Annotated in this window: 13 protein-coding genes; 5 read left to right on the top strand and 8 right to left on the bottom strand. The window is 57.4% G+C overall.

Going from position 1 to position 15,549, the window contains the following annotated elements; genetic code table 11:
- Positions 1-14: 14 nt before the first annotated feature.
- Both tuf and M504_RS14715 read left to right on the top strand, forming a co-directional pair.
- A complete protein-coding gene (gene tuf, locus M504_RS14720; protein ID WP_047492748.1) occupies positions 15-1,202 on the top strand; it encodes an elongation factor Tu in 1,188 nt (395 codons plus the stop codon).
- 203 nt (positions 1,203-1,405) lie between these two features.
- Entirely contained in the window at positions 1,406-2,653 is a 1,248-nt protein-coding gene (locus M504_RS14715) for a sorbosone dehydrogenase family protein (protein WP_052200754.1), read from the top strand.
- A gap of 70 nt (positions 2,654-2,723) precedes the next feature.
- Here the strand turns inward: M504_RS14715 and M504_RS14710 are convergent, their stop codons facing one another.
- The 4 genes from M504_RS14710 to M504_RS14700 form a co-directional block, all read right to left on the bottom strand.
- Complete coding sequence (locus M504_RS14710; protein ID WP_198137615.1) at positions 2,724-3,407, bottom strand: SGNH/GDSL hydrolase family protein; 684 nt, start codon at positions 3,405-3,407, stop codon at positions 2,724-2,726.
- Positions 3,408-3,528: 121 nt separating this feature from the next.
- Entirely contained in the window at positions 3,529-3,687 is a 159-nt protein-coding gene (locus M504_RS22115; RefSeq protein ID WP_156993803.1) for a hypothetical protein, read from the bottom strand.
- Between the two features lie 49 nt (positions 3,688-3,736).
- Positions 3,737-4,147, bottom strand: coding sequence for a hypothetical protein (locus tag M504_RS14705; RefSeq protein WP_052200753.1), 411 nt, complete (start codon positions 4,145-4,147; stop codon positions 3,737-3,739).
- 128 nt (positions 4,148-4,275) lie between these two features.
- A complete protein-coding gene (locus M504_RS14700) occupies positions 4,276-4,743 on the bottom strand; it encodes a hypothetical protein (protein WP_047492743.1) in 468 nt (155 codons plus the stop codon).
- 310 nt (positions 4,744-5,053) lie between these two features.
- Here M504_RS14700 and M504_RS14695 point away from each other — a divergent pair, with 310 nt between their 5' ends.
- Together M504_RS14695 and M504_RS21450 are read left to right on the top strand one after the other, a co-directional pair.
- A complete protein-coding gene (locus M504_RS14695) occupies positions 5,054-6,832 on the top strand; it encodes a hypothetical protein (protein WP_047492739.1) in 1,779 nt (592 codons plus the stop codon).
- 2 nt (positions 6,833-6,834) lie between these two features.
- On the top strand, positions 6,835-7,953 hold the full coding sequence (locus tag M504_RS21450) for a helix-turn-helix domain-containing protein (protein ID WP_052200752.1): 1,119 nt from the start codon (positions 6,835-6,837) through the stop codon (positions 7,951-7,953).
- Here M504_RS21450 and M504_RS14685 read toward each other — a convergent pair.
- From M504_RS14685 to M504_RS14670, 4 genes are all read right to left on the bottom strand, one after another.
- Positions 7,950-10,544: a bifunctional (p)ppGpp synthetase/guanosine-3',5'-bis(diphosphate) 3'-pyrophosphohydrolase gene (locus M504_RS14685; RefSeq protein WP_052200751.1), complete on the bottom strand. Its 2,595-nt coding sequence runs from the start codon at positions 10,542-10,544 to the stop codon at positions 7,950-7,952. The two genes, M504_RS21450 and M504_RS14685, sit on opposite strands and share 4 nt — an antisense overlap.
- Before the next feature lie 44 nt (positions 10,545-10,588).
- The gene (locus M504_RS14680; RefSeq protein ID WP_047492736.1) at positions 10,589-11,653 is read right to left on the bottom strand and encodes an SGNH/GDSL hydrolase family protein; all 1,065 of its coding nucleotides are present in this window, start codon (positions 11,651-11,653) and stop codon (positions 10,589-10,591) included.
- Between the two features lie 84 nt (positions 11,654-11,737).
- Entirely contained in the window at positions 11,738-13,357 is a 1,620-nt protein-coding gene (locus M504_RS14675; protein ID WP_047492733.1) for a PQQ-binding-like beta-propeller repeat protein, read from the bottom strand.
- The gene (locus tag M504_RS14670) at positions 13,354-14,964 is read right to left on the bottom strand and encodes a PQQ-binding-like beta-propeller repeat protein (RefSeq protein ID WP_047492730.1); all 1,611 of its coding nucleotides are present in this window, start codon (positions 14,962-14,964) and stop codon (positions 13,354-13,356) included. Before M504_RS14670 ends, M504_RS14675 begins: the two co-directional genes overlap by 4 nt.
- An 86-nt stretch (positions 14,965-15,050) precedes the next feature.
- On the opposite strand from M504_RS14670, the gene M504_RS21445 reads away from it, so the two are divergent.
- Complete coding sequence (locus M504_RS21445; RefSeq protein WP_052200750.1) at positions 15,051-15,509, top strand: helix-hairpin-helix domain-containing protein; 459 nt, start codon at positions 15,051-15,053, stop codon at positions 15,507-15,509.
- Positions 15,510-15,549: the final 40 nt, after the last annotated feature.

Here is a 15,549-nt window from a genome sequence, read left to right as displayed (position 1 = left end):
GGAGCAAGAGAGCAATGGCGAAGGAAAAATTTGACCGTAGTAAGCCTCACGTAAACGTTGGCACGATTGGTCATATCGATCACGGCAAGACGACGTTGACAGCGGCGATCACGAAGGTTCTTTCGAAGCACAACCCGAAGAACAGCTTCCGTTCGTTTGACACGATTGATAACGCACCGGAAGAGCGCGAGCGTGGTATCACGATCTCGACCTCGCACGTGGAGTACGAGACGGCGAACCGTCACTATGCACACGTTGACTGCCCGGGCCACGCTGACTACATCAAGAACATGATCACGGGCGCAGCGCAGATGGACGGCGCGATCCTGGTGGTTGCAGCGACCGACGGCCCGATGCCCCAGACGAAGGAGCACGTTCTGCTCGCTCGTCAGGTTGGCGTGCCGTACATCGTTGTGTTCCTGAACAAGTGCGATGCTGTGGAAGATCCCGAACTGATCGACCTGGTCGAGATGGAAGTTCGTGAACTGCTCAGCAAGTACGAGTTCCCTGGCGATGACGTTCCTGTCATCCGTGGCTCGGCTCTGGGCGCGCTGAACGGCGAAGCTCAGTGGGAAGCAAAGATCGACGAGTTGATGCAGGCCGTGGACGACAACGTTCCGCAGCCTGACCGTCTGGTCGACCTGCCGTTCCTGATGCCGATCGAAGACATCTTCTCGATCTCGGGCCGTGGAACTGTAGTGACGGGCCGTATCGAGCGTGGTCGCATCAAGGTTGGCGAGCCGGCACAGATCGTGGGCTTCCGCGATACGCAGGCGACGACCGTGACCGGCGTTGAAATGTTCAAGAAGCAGCTGGACGAAGGTCTTGCTGGCGACAACGCAGGTCTGTTGCTGCGTGGTACGGCGAAGGACGACGTGGAGCGCGGCATGGTTCTGGCGAAGCCGGGATCGATCACGCCGCACACCGTGTTCAAGGGCGAAGTGTACGTTCTGTCGAAGGAAGAAGGCGGCCGTCACACCCCGTTCTTCAACGGCTACCGTCCCCAGTTCTACTTCCGTACGACGGACGTAACGGGTTCGGCAAAGCTGCCGGAAGGCACCGAGATGGTGATGCCAGGCGACAACGTGGCTCTCGAGATCACGCTGCACACACCGGTTGCTATGGAAAAGGGTCTGCGCTTCGCCATCCGTGAGGGTGGACGTACCGTAGGCGCTGGCGCTATCTCAGAAATCGTTAAGTAAATCGGAACAACACACAAGCAGTACCGAAGGGGCGAGCCATATGGCTCGCCCCTTCTGCGTTCAGAGAACTTTCCCTCTCATGTGCAATATGGCAATAGCGTTTCCTTCCCGCCTGTATGTGTCCGCGCGTACACTTCTATCCACCACACACAACACATACTGCTGCCCATGCCTCCGCACGGGCGCGGAGAAATTTGATTCGCATGAAAAAGTTCGCACTCGCCGTCCTGGCTTTGGGTATTGCTGCCGGAAATCTTTCCGCCTCTGAGCCGGACGGCCTCACACTTCCTCGTGGCTTCCATGCGAGCGTTGTGGCCCAGGATCTGGGTTCCATTCGCCACATGGCCATCCGCGACAACGGAGATATTTACGTCTCCACGCGCCGCACCAAGACGCAGACACTCGGCATCCTTGCACTGCGGCTAAGCCCCGATCACAAGGCAACACAGATCGAACACTTCAGCACGGTTGATCAGGGCACCGGCATCCGTATCTACAAAGGTGCGCTCTACGCCTCTTCCAACACCGCCGTCTATCGCTTCCCGTTTGAGGGCAACGCGCTCGTTCCCACAGAAACTCCGCAGACGGTCGTTGAGGGGCTTGCTCCTTCCGGCCATTCGCTGGCGTTTGATGGCAAAGGAAACCTCTTCGTCTCACTCGACGCCGGTATGAACATCTGCGGCACTCCCGGAGCGCCCAAGGGCGAAAAGCCTGTAGGCCAGAAGCCCTGCCCAGCCTTGGAAGCAAGGGCTGGCGTATGGAAGTTTGACGACTCGAAACTCAATCAGAAATTCAGCGACGGCGAACACTTCGCCACCGGCATTCGCACCATGAGCGCTCTGGACTGGCGCAACGGTGACACCCTGTACGGTGCAATGCACGGCCGCGATGCGACGCACGCAGCATTCCCGGACCTGGTCAGCGAAGCTGATGACAACGCCATTCCGGACGAGATGTTTCGAATTGCTCCGTCCACGGATATGGGGTGGCCCTATACCTATTACGATGGCGTCCGGAAGCAACGCATCCTTGCCCCTGAGTATGGTGGTGACGGCAAGACCGCGCCACACGACGGCAACTACGCCACCCCTGTAGCAGCGTTCTTCCAGCCTCGCCGCCCGGCTGTGCTTGATCTTACGTTCTATGAGGCTAAGCAGTTCCCCGCGATGTACCGCGGTGGAGCCTTCCTCGCAATGCATGGTGCGGCGGATAGTGATGACCCCTCAGGCCACGCTGGTTACGATATCGTCTTTGTCCCGTTCAAGGGCAGCAAGGCAGGAACGCCGGTGATCTTCGCCGATGGCTTCGCTGGTCCATCGCTTGAGGATAAGAACATCAAGCGGGCTGTCTATCGTCCGGTTGGCGTCGCAGTTGGTCCCGACGGCGCTCTCTATGTGGCGGATTCCAACAAGGGTCGCATCTGGCGCATTGCTTATGACGGGAGACCTTAACCAGACTCGCCTGTCGTCTCTCAACTCGGCTGCCGTCTCTCTGAGACGGCAGCCTTTCCACTTCTACGGGCTATTTCAACAGGATTCGCAGTTGTGAAGGATAGGTTTCGGGTGTCTCCGGAGCGTTGTTGGGGGGGCGTACCCCTATGCCGTAGGTGAGGCTGTCGCCTAGGCAGAGGATGGTTGTGTTGGGGGGTAGGGTGGCGGGGAGTTGCTGGCGGATGGCCTGGGCTAGCAGGGCGTAGCCCTTGGGGGTCAGGTGGACTCCGTCGGTGCTTAGCTGGTTGTTGGCTCCGCCGGCCTGGTTGAGGATGTCCGCTAAGTGGACCAGTGATGCGTGGTCCTTCTGGGCTATCTGGGCGATGGTGTCGTTCACTGCCGCGAGGCGTTGCAGCGGGGCGATGTTGCCGTAGTCTTCCAGCTTGTGGCGGCTCATCAGACGGACCATGTCGGGGGTGTGGATCTGGACGAGCACGATCTGCGCACCCGCAGCGGTGCTGCTCTTCACCATGGATTCCAGATGCTGTCTGGTGGATTGGATGGGAAGTAGCTTCTTGTCGTTCAGGGCGTCGTTCGTGCCTGCGAACAGGATCACGATCTGCGGATGGAACTCATGCAAGGCGTTGTCGATGCGCGCGTCGAGTTCCGCAGTGCTTTCACCTGGGAATCCGTCGTTGATGACACGCACCTGTGCACGCAGAGAGGCACAGCAGAGCAGACAGCTTGAGAGGAGTAGGAGGCTAAGGGGACGCACGAAGAGAGTATAGGCTTCTCTGCCTTGATGCCCTTTGGGGTTAGGACACAATCCGTCTTCCTGGACGAGTAAAGGCCGCGCGATGCGCGGCCTTTACTGCAGTGTTACGAAGCCAACCCGATTACTGCTTGGTCTTGGAGATGAGCTTCTCCAACCTGCCGATTTCACCACGATGTGCGGCCAGAACGATGTTGCGTTCGAGCGTGTTGGGCTGTTTCACGACTTGATTCCATGCGTCCTGCTCGGTTGCGAGGGCGGTCTTTGCTTGATCCAGAGTCATGATGAACTCCCTTTCGTTTTGAACGTTGTTGGCTGGTTGAAGGAATTGCCTAGTCTGAGAAAGGCATGCCGAAGGAGAGTACGGCGCACCGTGGGGGGCGGTGGAGGCGGCCCATCACCTGAATGTGCTTGTTCATCTCATCCCAGATGGAGAGGGCGAAGTCGTTCAGGTAGAGGAAACGTAGTTTGTCCGAGGTGGTGCCTTTCTCGGAGTAGATACTGATCTCGTTGAGCCGCTTCGTTTGGTCAGAGGCAATCAGGTAAGGCCACATGCTGATCGCGGGGGTGTTCTCCGGATTGTCCAGTTCCTCACGGCTCTGCGAAAGGATGGAATAGCGAGGCGGCTGCTGCGGATGGCGACAAAGCTCAAGGCCGACAGGTGCTTCTGTCGCCCAGGCACGCTTTGGTGCAGGTTGCAGGAGGCCGTAATACACGACATCTTTGGTTTGGTAGGTAGTCATCTCGACTCCAGACGGCTGACTTGCGGAAGTGCGCTCGTCTAGAGGTAAAGTCCGGAGAGGACTAGAGGCGAGAAGGTGTGCTCTCTTCAGCATAGTCCTTTCTGTGGAAATATGCCGATTTTGCCGTATTATGTTCGGCGGCTTTGGCGTGCGGTGGGTTCCGGGGCCAGGGTGGTGCCTTCCGGGGTGATCTCCACGTCGTGGACGGGTTGGACGGCGTGGCTGTGGTCGAAGCGGCGGGCTATGCAGTTGGTGCTGGCTAGCTGGAGGCCGTAGAGGAGCGCGGTAGCTCGGGACTGTTCCAGGCGGCCTGCGGCTAAGGCGTTGAGTACGGTGGAGATGGCCATCTGGACGGAGGTGCGGTCTTCCAGCGGGCCGAGGTCGAGTATCTGGCTGGGCGCCGGTTCCATGCCGACGAGCGTGCCGGACTTGTCGAGGACGGGAAGCATGACTTCTGTGCTGCGCTGTGGTGCGATGGCGCTGCGATGCTGCTGGTGAAGGCGGTTGTGGAAGTAGCAGAAGTCGGCTTTGAGGAGTCGGGGCGATTGGCATTGGTCTCCGTTGGAGCGGATGTGGCGGCAAAGTCCGTATTGCATGTGTTTTCTCCTTGAAATGGTGAAGGCCAGCCTTGGCGGCTGGCCCTTGGTGGTGTGGGGGTACCCCCTCCCCCCTGTTTTTCTAAAATCTTCTTTCTATTGGGGTTACGGCGACGGTGTCGCTAAAATCGTCTACCCATTGGGGTTAGGGGCAAAATCGTCTTTCTAAACGAGTTAGGGCCGCGCGATGCGCGGCCCTTTCTTGTCCTGTTTCTATTGTAGTGAGTTTGGGGAAATACCATGCCAACTTTATTTGCCATAATATTCAATGATTTACGGCTAAATCGGGCTTGACAGATTTCGAGGTGAGATGAAAAACGCAAAAGAATGGTTCGAATTTTCGGATTTGAAGACCAAAACTATTGATCGGGATGTTTGGATTCCTCTTCGGGCAAATATCAGCAATAAGGATGGGTTGCTGAACGCAGTAGTTGGGCACATAGAGGAAGACATCGCCATCGCGACTGCCTCCTTCAAGCATGCAGATAGAGAGATGGCTGAAGAGAAGATCAACTGGGGAAACTTGAGCCTGACGCGCGATCACGGGCCGTATGTCCAAGACGACGAGTATCACCCTTCTGACGAGTTTCTTAGTGGCGATCTCAAAGGTACCAATCTGGTCATGGTTCCTCGTGGGAACTCGATTGAAAGTGGTGACTGGTACGTCCATCCCGACTTGATCATGGGGCTTCGTCTCAAACGTGAAGGTGATCTTTGGCTTTCAATCGATGAAGGTTATACCCCTGTCATGCGGCTCACGAGAGACGATGCTGGAAATGCCAATTTCGTCGAGATCCGAGCTAGTCACCTGAAAGATTTCCTTGCCGCACGAGGCGAATTTCTGGCCGTCTCGAGCTGGAAGGGCCGCATGGAAATCAGTGAAACCGATCCCGGATTCGGCTGGCCCACATCTGACGAGGAAGTGGGGAAAAAGGGAAAATGGCGAGGCACGATCACAGCCATCAATGAGGATGGATATGAGTTTGAGGCCAAAATGGCAGTGTTTCACGTTGGACGTAAGAACTACGACATCAATCAGGATGTTCCGGAGATCGGGATTAGTGATGAGATGGAAAGTCGGAAATACACCCGAGCCTTGGGGGGAGGAGCGAAGCGTTTCAGGGTATGGGGTGAGCTCTGGAAAGTTGACTTCGTAGAGGCAGGCAAGAGCAGCCCCAGAGTACGAGGCGATGATTTATCTTCAACCATCTTTTTCTATACGGATGCTTCTGAGACTCGTGAAAGTGTCGATGACCTCGACCGCAAGGGGCGTTGGCTTTGGTTTAACCCCGACGTCATCAATAAAATGCTTGAATTTCGTGGAATGAGTCTCGACTGGTTCACAGCAGATACCGGTCAAGTGATAGGACCGAACGGGCGATTGGTTTTTGGGATCAACGAACTCGGACTTGTGAATGTCTACGCCAAAGATTTGCGATACCAACCTAATTGGGAGCAGCAAATTTGGGCAGGCTTCAATGTGATGCCCGATGGGAAGGTCTCAAAAGAATTAATGATGTCTCAAGCCATTGGCGAACCTGCATCAACTCACGCCCCAGAAGCCTTTCTTCAAAAAGGACTGACCCTCATCAATCGAGCATCCAAAGATAGCTTTGGGGTTGAATTCGTGAGATCTCATCGCGATGTTGAAAATCTACTAAAGCAAACGCATCGCTTCAGGGCGACAACCGAAAACGGCCTATTTAGCCTGGCGAAAGATTTAGCAAGGCTGACGGCTGATAGCTTTGACGCCTCATCGATGAATAAAGTGGTTGCGCCACCCAAAGTAGAGAAGTGGGGTTCTCTTAAGTCCTTGGAGAAGGTATTGGCGTCTCGGATCGGACCTGAAGCCGCATACAAATTAATGAGCCCGCTCTTTGCGGTTTATGACCTGCGGTTAGCAGACGCCCACCTGCATAGTGCCGATCTTGAAGATGCCTTTAAGAACTTGCGAATCGAAAAACGTTGGCCCTTCGTCCGGCAGGGTAAGCAAATGCTGGGAGCCTTCGTAAATACTTTGAATAGAATCGCGGACGTGTTGGATACAAAGAGTGAGTCTGGCCCCGAAGCTGGCGAGATTGAAGGCTAAATATGGACCTGAACCTTTTCGAGTCCCTCTTGTATAAAGACGAGTCAGAATCATTGGATTTCAAGAGGGACGATTACCAGCTTTCGCTGAAAAATTCTGAGAAAAAACAAGACCTGCTCAAAGACATGTTGGCTTTGGCCAATTCTTGGCGCGAGACCACCGCTTATCTGGTCTTAGGTATAGATGACAAGAAGGCAGCTCCTCGTGTTGTTCACGGGATACCAGGGGGCAATCTAGGGCGAAATTTGCAACAGTTTGTTAACTCCAAAACAAATCGCCCACTGCACTTTTCGTATGAGGAAATCGTTTATCAGGAAAAAGTTGTGGGAGTAATTGCGATACCAGTCCAACAGAGACCGGTGTATGCGATGAATGACTTCGGGCAAGTAAAGTCTTATGCCGTCTACGTGCGTAGGGGCGATACAAACGCTATCGCAGCTCCGGATGAAGTGGTGAAGATGGCGCAGTCCCTCTTAGCTGCCGAGACTCAGCCACAACTGTCTTTGCAATTCGCCGATATAGCTACTCATAACGAAATCGGCTACAGCGTATCGCTGACGTGCCGCGAAATAGCCATAAAAGAAGGAGAGAAGGTTCCCACGTATTCGAGTGGAACAATCGTAGGTGCTTACGACAATGAGGAGTTCTATCGAGATGCACGCGATTATCTTTTTGACTCCCAACTCTTTAAGCCTGTCGGCTTTTCGGTTGCAAATGTGTCTGGAAAAATCGCTCATAACGTTATCTTGCGAATGAAAGTCTCAAGTTCCGAGATCGAATTACGTTGCGCAGATGATATAGGGAAAAAGCCTTCAACGAGGCGTAACTTGGTTGCGAAAGTGCTCAGATTCTCTGATCGAAATGGGGTCGAAGTTCAGAAGAGAGGAGACTTTTTTGATGTAAAGATAAAAATGGGTTCGATTCAGCCAGGAGTTACGGAGTTCAGTAAAGAGCCTATATTCTTCGCGTGCTGCGTCTCCAAGACTTTTGAATTTAGTGTCGCGGTGGCTGCCGATAACTTAATGAGCCCACAACAACAGAAATTTACCGTGAATTTCACAGGAGAAAAAGTCGAAACCCCGCTTGATCAACTCTTAGATCTATTTGATGGATGGCGTTAGATTTTCGAAACTCTTTGGACTTCTCGTACGCCTGGGACTCTTCGCAGGTCTACGGTGAGTTTGTTCAGGTGGCGTAGGTCGAGGGTTTCTACTACGAACTCTACTGTGGCTGTGGTGCCGTCGTCGTTGGCTCGGCTGTCGACGCTGCGGATGTTAGTGTCGTCGTCGGAGATGATGGCCGTTAGCTCTTTCAGCATGCCGCTGCGGTCGTCGCAGGTGATGATGAGGCGGACGGGGTAGCGGGTGGGCTTGGCTCCACCGGCTGCGCTGGGCGCGTCAGGAGCCCATTCGACGTTGATGCGGCGGTCGCTCTCGTAGAGAAGGTTTTGCACGTTGGGACAGCTACGGGCGTGGACGGCGACGCCTTTGCCTCTTGTAACGTAGCCCACGATTTCTTCACCGCGGATGGGGTTACAACAGCGGGCGCGGTAGACGAGTAAGTCGTTCTGGCCTTCGACCTGGAGTGAGTCAGAACCTTTGCCGAAGTAGACGCGCTTGATGGCGTCAGACATCTTGCTAAGTTCTGACGGCGGTACGGCGGAGAGACTGCCCGCATTGATGGCCGCGCCTACGGAGCCGGGCTGCGATGATTCTGTGCCCTGCCCTTCGGCATTGTGGCCGGTGGTGCTGCCGGGGACTAACTTATTGAGCGTTTGTCGTGCGGAGTACTTACCGAAGCCGATGGCTCCGAGTAAGTCAGAGGCATTGCCGAGACCATAGTCATTGGCGGCGCGAGTGTAATCGTCGTCAGATAACTTATGCAGACTTACTTTGAACTTACGGGCTTCACGTTCAAGTAACTTACGACCGATCTCAATGGCGCGTTCGCGCTGATGCTCATTGAGCCAGTGCTTGATCTTATTGCGGGCACGTGAGGACTTAACGAAGCTGAGCCAGTCGCGCGAGGGCGTGTGGCCGGTCTGCGTGGTGATTTCAACGATGTCGCCGTTGCGGAGGCGGTGGCGCAGGGGCACGATGCGTCCGTTGACCTTTGCGCCGGTGGTGGTGTGTCCGACTTCGGTGTGGATGGTGTATGCGAAGTCAATGGGTGTGGCGTCTTTGGGCAGGACGACGACTTTGCCCTTGGGGGTGAAGGTGTAGACCTCTTCGGGGTACAGGTCGATCTTGAGGGTCGACATGAACTCGTTGGGGTCGGTCATCTCCTTCTGCCATTCCATGAGCTGGCGAACCCAGGCGAGGCGTTGCTCGTCCTTGGCGTTGACGGTTTCGTTGGCCTTGTACTTCCAGTGCGCGGCGATGCCGTCTTCGGCGATGCGGTGCATCTCCTCAGTACGGATCTGGACTTCAAACTGGTAGCCGCCTTCGCCTACGAGCGTGGTGTGCAACGACTGGTAGAGGTTGGGGCGCGGCATGGCGATGAAGTCCTTGATACGGCCGGGGACGGGACGCCAGATGCTGTGGAGGAGGCCGAGGATCGCGTAGCAGTCCTGCACGGTTTGCGTGATGACGCGGACGGCGAAGAGGTCGTGGACGGAGCTGAGTTCGGGCGAGCCGCCTTCGGACGCATGCGCCTGCAGCTTGGAGTTGATGGAGTAGAGGCGCTTGATGCGGAACTCGACGCGGCCGGGGAGCCCGTGGCGGGTGAGTTCGAGGTTGAGGCGGTCTGCGATGGTGCTGAGGAACTCTGACCCGCCGCGGTTGCGGAGGAGTTCGACGTCTTGCGCGAGCTGGAGGTAGCGTTCGGGGTCGACGTACTGGAAGGCGAGGTCTTCGAATTCGCCGCGGAGCTTACCCATGCCGAGGCGATGGGCGAGTGGCGCGTAGATTTCGAGGGTCTCTTTGGCGATGCGCGTCTGCTTCTCAGGCTTGAGGTGCGCGAGGGTGCGCATGTTGTGCAGACGGTCCGCCATTTTGATGAGGACGACGCGGATGTCGCTGACCATGGCGAGGAGCATCTTGCGGATGTTTTCGGCCTGGTGGTCTTCCTTGTTGGCGAACTTGATGCGGTCGAGCTTGGTGACGCCTTCGACGATGTGCGCGACCTGCGGGCCGAAGCGACGGGAGATCTCCGGGGAGGAGACGTCGGTGTCTTCGACGGCGTCGTGGAGGAGGCCGGCGGCGATGGCGGTGCTGTCCATCTTCATTTCGGCGAGGACCTGGCCGACTTCGAGCGGATGGATGACGTAGGGTTCGCCGCTGGCGCGCTTCTGGCCTTCGTGTTGCGAGAGGCAGAAGAGCCAGGCGTTGCGGATGATTTCGAGGTCGTCGGCGGGGCGCGCGGCGTGGACGGTTTCGAGCAGGGTTTCGAAGTCGGCGTCGATCTTCGTGGTTAACGCTGCGGGGAAGCCGGGGAGGTATTGCGCGGATCGCGGGTTGCCGGAGGGCTGCGGCGCGGGTGTGATCTCTGCGGACGTCAGTGAGCCTTCGGGCTCGGCGAGGTTTGCGGTGTTGTCCATTTCCAGCATGGCTTCGATGCCGTTGGCTACTGGAAGGGTTTGTCCCCGGCGATGGGAGTCCTGCGGGGAGAGCGGTGTGAGCGCAGGTACAGCCGCCTCCAAGTTGCGACCGGAGTCGCTCGAGGAGGGATCAGAATTTCCGGGGTTCGCAGGAGACGCCTGCGGGAGGTCCATGAGCTATTTTAGCTTGCGATGGTGGACGAGGCGAGACGTTGTGATCAAGGAAGTTGTGAGGCGAATGCAACCGCGAGATTAACCTGGCCTTGAAAATTGGGATGGAGCTGATCATGCATCTCTGCGCTGGTGCCGAGCATGTAGTCTCGGTCGTTGACCGCGCGAACGTCCAGTCCGTCACTAATAGCAGTTTCAACATTCTGTCGGGAGATTTGTGTATAGGCAAGTTGTGAGGCGACAGACGCGATGGGATTGGTGAGCAACTGGTTTGGGATATCTCCTACGGCGACAACCACAGGTTTGGAGGAGCGATTGGAGGCAAGGGCCAGGATACTGACGTTGGTCGCGCGGGTTGTGAGCTGGACATGATGAAGGCCGGCTGAAAGTGGCGCACGCAGAAGATAGATGCTGCTGGTGGAACCTTTCCCGGTAGTGAGCGAGACTCTTGGTTTCACATCCAGAGTGGTGAGGGTGCCGTCAATGCTGACGGTGAAGGTGTCGTCTGATGAGGCGGCGTCCGAGACCGTATACCAGAGATACAACGGGGCACCAGTGGTTTTGATGCTGCCGAAATCGAGCGCACCGGGGCCAAGGCAGGTGAAAGCCCCGTTACTGACAGAGTTCGTGCACGCTCCGGACGGGATAACGGAAGTGTCACCAGGAAAAAGCTTATCCTCTGGTCTCGTTGCTAGCCAGGTGATGGCTGCAAGCTGGCAGTTGCTGAAGATGGAGTCATAGTCGCCGATGCCGTATGTATCCGCATCGTTGGTGCCAATGAGAATGGAATACACAGCGCCGGAACTGGGCGAAAACGCCACACGGTTGGGTGTGATCTGGCGGGGAAACACGTCGCACGCCATGTCTCCTCCGATGGCGTAGTTGTTTCCCGTCCAGTGGCGCGAGTAGGCGATGAGTGCGGGATAGGACTGCGTGGTGGGAGAACTCAGGTAGGCGCCGTAGGTGATGGAATCGCCGACGGCAACATAGGCATGCACAGGGTACGTGGCCAAAGGTCCATTGGGCGCGATAAGCGTTGGTGGTAAACCACAGGAGCAAAGCAGCAAAAGGCCAGTCAATACAACAATGCCTGAACTACGCAAGAAGGCCATGAACCGAGAAATCCTAAAAGTCCCGAGGGGGAAGACGAGTAGCCGGGTGGTACTGATTACGTTATCAGCATTTTATTGCGGCTTTTATTGGGTGGGGATTCTCAGGCCGAAAGCGTAGATGGTGTTGTCGGCGGTGGCGAAGGTGATTTGGCCGGGGCTGAAGCTTAGGTTGCTAGTGGTTACGGGGCTGGTGATCTGGGTGCCGCTGTTCCAGAGGGGTTTGCCGGTGGTGGCATCGAGGGCGTAGAGGGTGGCGTTGGTTTTGTGGGTGCCTTTGCTTAGGACGAAGACGACTCCGCTGATGGTTATGGGGGCGGATGGTGTGTTGATGGGGGCGGAGGTCCATGCCGGTTCGAGCGCGGTGTTGGTCAGTTTGTAGGCGTGGATGCTGCCGGGTTGTGCGTTGGTGTCTGCTGCCAGCAGGTAGCGTGTGCCTTCGGACTCGAAGGTGGTGAGGGCGTTGGGTTTGAAGTTGGACTCGGATGCGGTGGTGATGTCTGGTGTGCCTGCTGCTGCGGTGGCGGAGAGGATGTGGATGCGGCCATCGGCGGTGGTGATGGCGAGTTGTTCTTTGCTGGACTCGTCGCGGAAGATGACGGGTTGCGAGGTGAAGGTGGTGCCTGATGGGGCCGGGATGTCGAGGCGATGCGTCAGGGTTTTCGGTTCGAGTTGCGCGATGGCTTTTGGCGTGGCGACGTTGAGGATGCCGGACTCAGTGAACGCCGGGATGCCTACGATGGGGCCGGTGCTTGATTGCCACTTGGTTGGCGCTGGTTGCGGTGAGTTGGGGTCCATGCCGGAGACGACGGGGTGTGAGACGTCGAGGGCGTAGACGGAGTCGGATGCTGGGCCGCAGTTGTTGGCGGTGCTGGCGTAGATGATGTCGTCGACATCGATGAGTGAAGCTACGCCGGTGCCTGCGGGCAGGAATGGTGCGGGCTTGTGCAGTTCTTTGAAGCTGCCCTGGCTGATGCCGTGCAGGACGCCGTCGGTCGTTACGTAGAAGAGTGGCTGCGAGCCTTTGTACAGGCCGGTGCCGGGGGCTGGGCCTGTGCGGACGGGACCTGTGATGGGTTTGTTGTCTGCAGGGATACCGCCGGGGCCGGATGCTCCACCGATGGCTGGGCCGTTGGGTGCGGGAGCGTTGGCTGGCGCGGGCGTTTGTGTGGAGGCCGGTGCTGGAACAGGCGCTGCTACGGGACGAGCGCGGCTGACCTCGCCGAGATTTACGCCTGCTCCCGGAGCGGAGACGGAGGAGTGGTAGCCACCTTTGCGACCTGTGCCGGTGACGGGTGGTGGGACGAGTGGGGTGAGTCGTCCGATGGGGCCTGCGAGTGCTGCGGGACAGGCTTTGGCCGTGCTGGTGAAGTGTTTGTCGAAGTAGGTGCGGCCAAGGTCGTAATCGACGGAGAAGATGGCGTTGGTGCCGCCGACTACGGTTAAGGCTTTGAAGCCGGTGTAGGCGATGAAGGTGTTTACCTGAACTGGTTCAGAGAGTGATGTTGTCGAGTTCTTCACTGGGACTTTCCAGAGGAGTTGGAAGTCCTTTGCGGTTTCGGGTGTGATCTGGACGTCGGCTGGGACGGAGCGTGAACGTTGCGCGTCCATGGCGGAGGTGGTCCATTCAGGGCCGGTGCGCGAGAACTGGGCGTGTGCTGTGCCTGCGATGGTTGCAGCGAGGAGGATGCCTGAGAAGGTTTTCATTTGGCGACTCCGAAGCAGTAGAGGTCACCCTGGAAGGTGGTGATGTAGGCGCGGCCGTTGGCTACGGAGATGGAGGTGAAGTGGTTCCAGCCCTGGATCTGTGTGCCGCTGTCCCAGAGTTTTTTGCCGGTGGTGGCGTCGAAGGCGTAGAGCACGGCGCGGCGTGAGTGCTGGATGCGCACCGCTGACTGCATGGATGTGGGTATTTGCGGCAACGGCGGTGGGGGTGGTTCGTTCCATGCCTGATCGACGCGAGCTTGCGCGGCGTCTTCACCGGATGCGTACGCGAAGACGATGCCGTTGGCGATGATGGCGGTTTCGCCGTTGTCGATGTCTTCACTGATCCATGCGGGATCGAGTGACCACTTGCCGTTGCGTTCGTTCACCTTGAAAGTGGCGAGGCCGCCGCGCTTGTTGCGTTCTTTGGTCTTGCTGTTTGTGCCGTTGTCGATGGGCGCGTGGAAGGCAGGATTGATGGGGCCGTAGAACGGGACGGTGAGCCATGTCTGGCCCTGCGCGTCGTTCCATGTGCTCATGGCGCCCCACACGCCTTCATTGGCGTAGTTGGATTGCACGTTGCAGATGAGCGGTGTGCTGTAAAGCGAAGTACGGTGATCGTCGCCGCCTAGTTCGTCGCGATCGAGGAGCCAGACGCGGCACTCTTTCGATGTGCCTACGAGGAGATGACGGCCCTTGCTATCGAAGGCTACAGGCGTGACGTTGATGTCGAGGTCGCGCTTAAACATGTAGTCAGCGTTGGGCGGTGAGAAGTAATCCTGCAGGCGCAGTTCTTTGCCGCCATTGAGATGAAGGCCCACGATGCCGTTGCCGAAGTGACCTGCTTCAGGGTTCCATTCGCCGTCGCCGGTGCCCATGTAGCCCACGTCCTGCGGGGAGACGGAGACACCGCGACGACCCCAGAGACCGCCGCCGGTGGGGACGAAGAGGCTGCTCTTCTTTGTGGCGATGTCGTACGAGAAGAAGGTGAACGCAACGCCGCCGCAGCCCTGCGAGACGGAGGTGTAGACCACGCCGTCCTTGATGTTGAGTGCGTAAGGCTTGGCGTTTGGCGGGAGCCACTTCTGCGGGGCTTCGACGTCTTTGCCGGTGGCGGGGTCGATGGTGAGCAAGCGGCCGTCCCAGCCGACGGCGTAGACGATGTAGTGACCGTCGCTACTTTTCGTCATGGCTGGCATGGCGGTTTGGCCGCCGGGGCAGAGTGTGCCTGCGGGACGCGCGTTTGGCGGTGGCGTGTACGCGCTGTCGAAATGCCGATGCCAGAGCTGCTTGCCGGTGGCGAGATCAATGCCCCAGAGATCGTCAGAGATGCCAGCCATGATGCCGATCTGCTTTACGCCGTCTGCGGTTTGCACCTGCGAGGCGATGAGTGGAGGAAAGAGGTTGTGCATCTCGCGGGTGGGAGTGTCGACGTGGAGCTTCCAGAGGAGGTGCGCCTGCGCGACGTTGTCTTTGGTGAAAAGCGTTTCGCCCTGGAGTTGGCCCGTGCGACCGTTGTCGACGCCTTCGGTGAGGTAGTCGGTGGTTTGGGCCTTTGTCGCGAGACTGCATGCGAGAAGGAAAAGCGTTCCGGCGTGGCGAAGGTTCACTGCGGCCTCTGGGAGCTGAATCGTTTCAGAAAAAGAGGCTACCGGGGCGGTGAGGGCTAGTCAATCGGTGTTAGGATTCGGGCGTGATGCGGCGTTCTCTTCTCTTTGGTTGCGTTCTTGGTTTTGTGGGTGGAACTGCTGTGGCGCAGTTGCCAGCGGGGCATGATGCGGCGCTGGTGCAGAAGAAATGCACGGTGTGCCACGATGCGGATCGTGTGATGAGCCAGCGGCAGGATGCCGATGGATGGCAGACGACCGTGAACAAGATGAAGGCTCTGGGTGCGCAGATTGATGCGGCGGAGCAGAAGAAGATTGTGGCGTACCTGGCCGCTGCGTTTCCTGCGGAGATGGGGACGAAGCTGAATATCAACCAGGCTTCGCAGGTGGAGCTGGAGGCCGCGTTTTCACTGCGTCGGAAGGACGCTGCTGCGGTGGTGAAGTATCGGGAGCAGGTGGGTGGTTTCAAGTCGATTGATGACTTGAAGAAGGCTCCGGGGATGGATGCGAAGAAGGTGGATGAGAAGAAGGCGGACCTTACAGTTTAGTTTTCGGTCGCCTTCTTTTGCATCGTTGTTTATGCGTCGT

Source organism: Terriglobus sp. TAA 43, assembly GCF_000800015.1.
In the GTDB taxonomy this organism is placed as follows: Bacteria; Acidobacteriota; Terriglobia; order Terriglobales; family Acidobacteriaceae; genus Terriglobus.
The sequence above is the reverse complement of the archived record's forward strand: the minus strand, read 5'-3'. Positions and strand labels throughout refer to the sequence as shown.

Coding starts and splice junctions, on each gene's coding strand:
- tuf (WP_047492748.1), top strand. CDS start 15: ATGGCGAAGGAAAAATTTGACCGTAGTAAGCCTCACGTAAACGTTGGC.
- M504_RS14715 (WP_052200754.1), top strand. CDS start 1,406: ATGAAAAAGTTCGCACTCGCCGTCCTGGCTTTGGGTATTGCTGCCGGA.
- M504_RS22115 (WP_156993803.1), bottom strand. CDS start 3,687: ATGACTCTGGATCAAGCAAAGACCGCCCTCGCAACCGAGCAGGACGCA.
- M504_RS14705 (WP_052200753.1), bottom strand. CDS start 4,147: ATGACTACCTACCAAACCAAAGATGTCGTGTATTACGGCCTCCTGCAA.
- M504_RS14700 (WP_047492743.1), bottom strand. CDS start 4,743: ATGCAATACGGACTTTGCCGCCACATCCGCTCCAACGGAGACCAATGC.
- M504_RS14695 (WP_047492739.1), top strand. CDS start 5,054: ATGAAAAACGCAAAAGAATGGTTCGAATTTTCGGATTTGAAGACCAAA.
- M504_RS21450 (WP_052200752.1), top strand. CDS start 6,835: ATGGACCTGAACCTTTTCGAGTCCCTCTTGTATAAAGACGAGTCAGAA.
- M504_RS14685 (WP_052200751.1), bottom strand. CDS start 10,544: ATGGACCTCCCGCAGGCGTCTCCTGCGAACCCCGGAAATTCTGATCCC.
- M504_RS14680 (WP_047492736.1), bottom strand. CDS start 11,653: ATGGCCTTCTTGCGTAGTTCAGGCATTGTTGTATTGACTGGCCTTTTG.
- M504_RS14675 (WP_047492733.1), bottom strand. CDS start 13,357: ATGAAAACCTTCTCAGGCATCCTCCTCGCTGCAACCATCGCAGGCACA.
- M504_RS21445 (WP_052200750.1), top strand. CDS start 15,051: ATGCGGCGTTCTCTTCTCTTTGGTTGCGTTCTTGGTTTTGTGGGTGGA.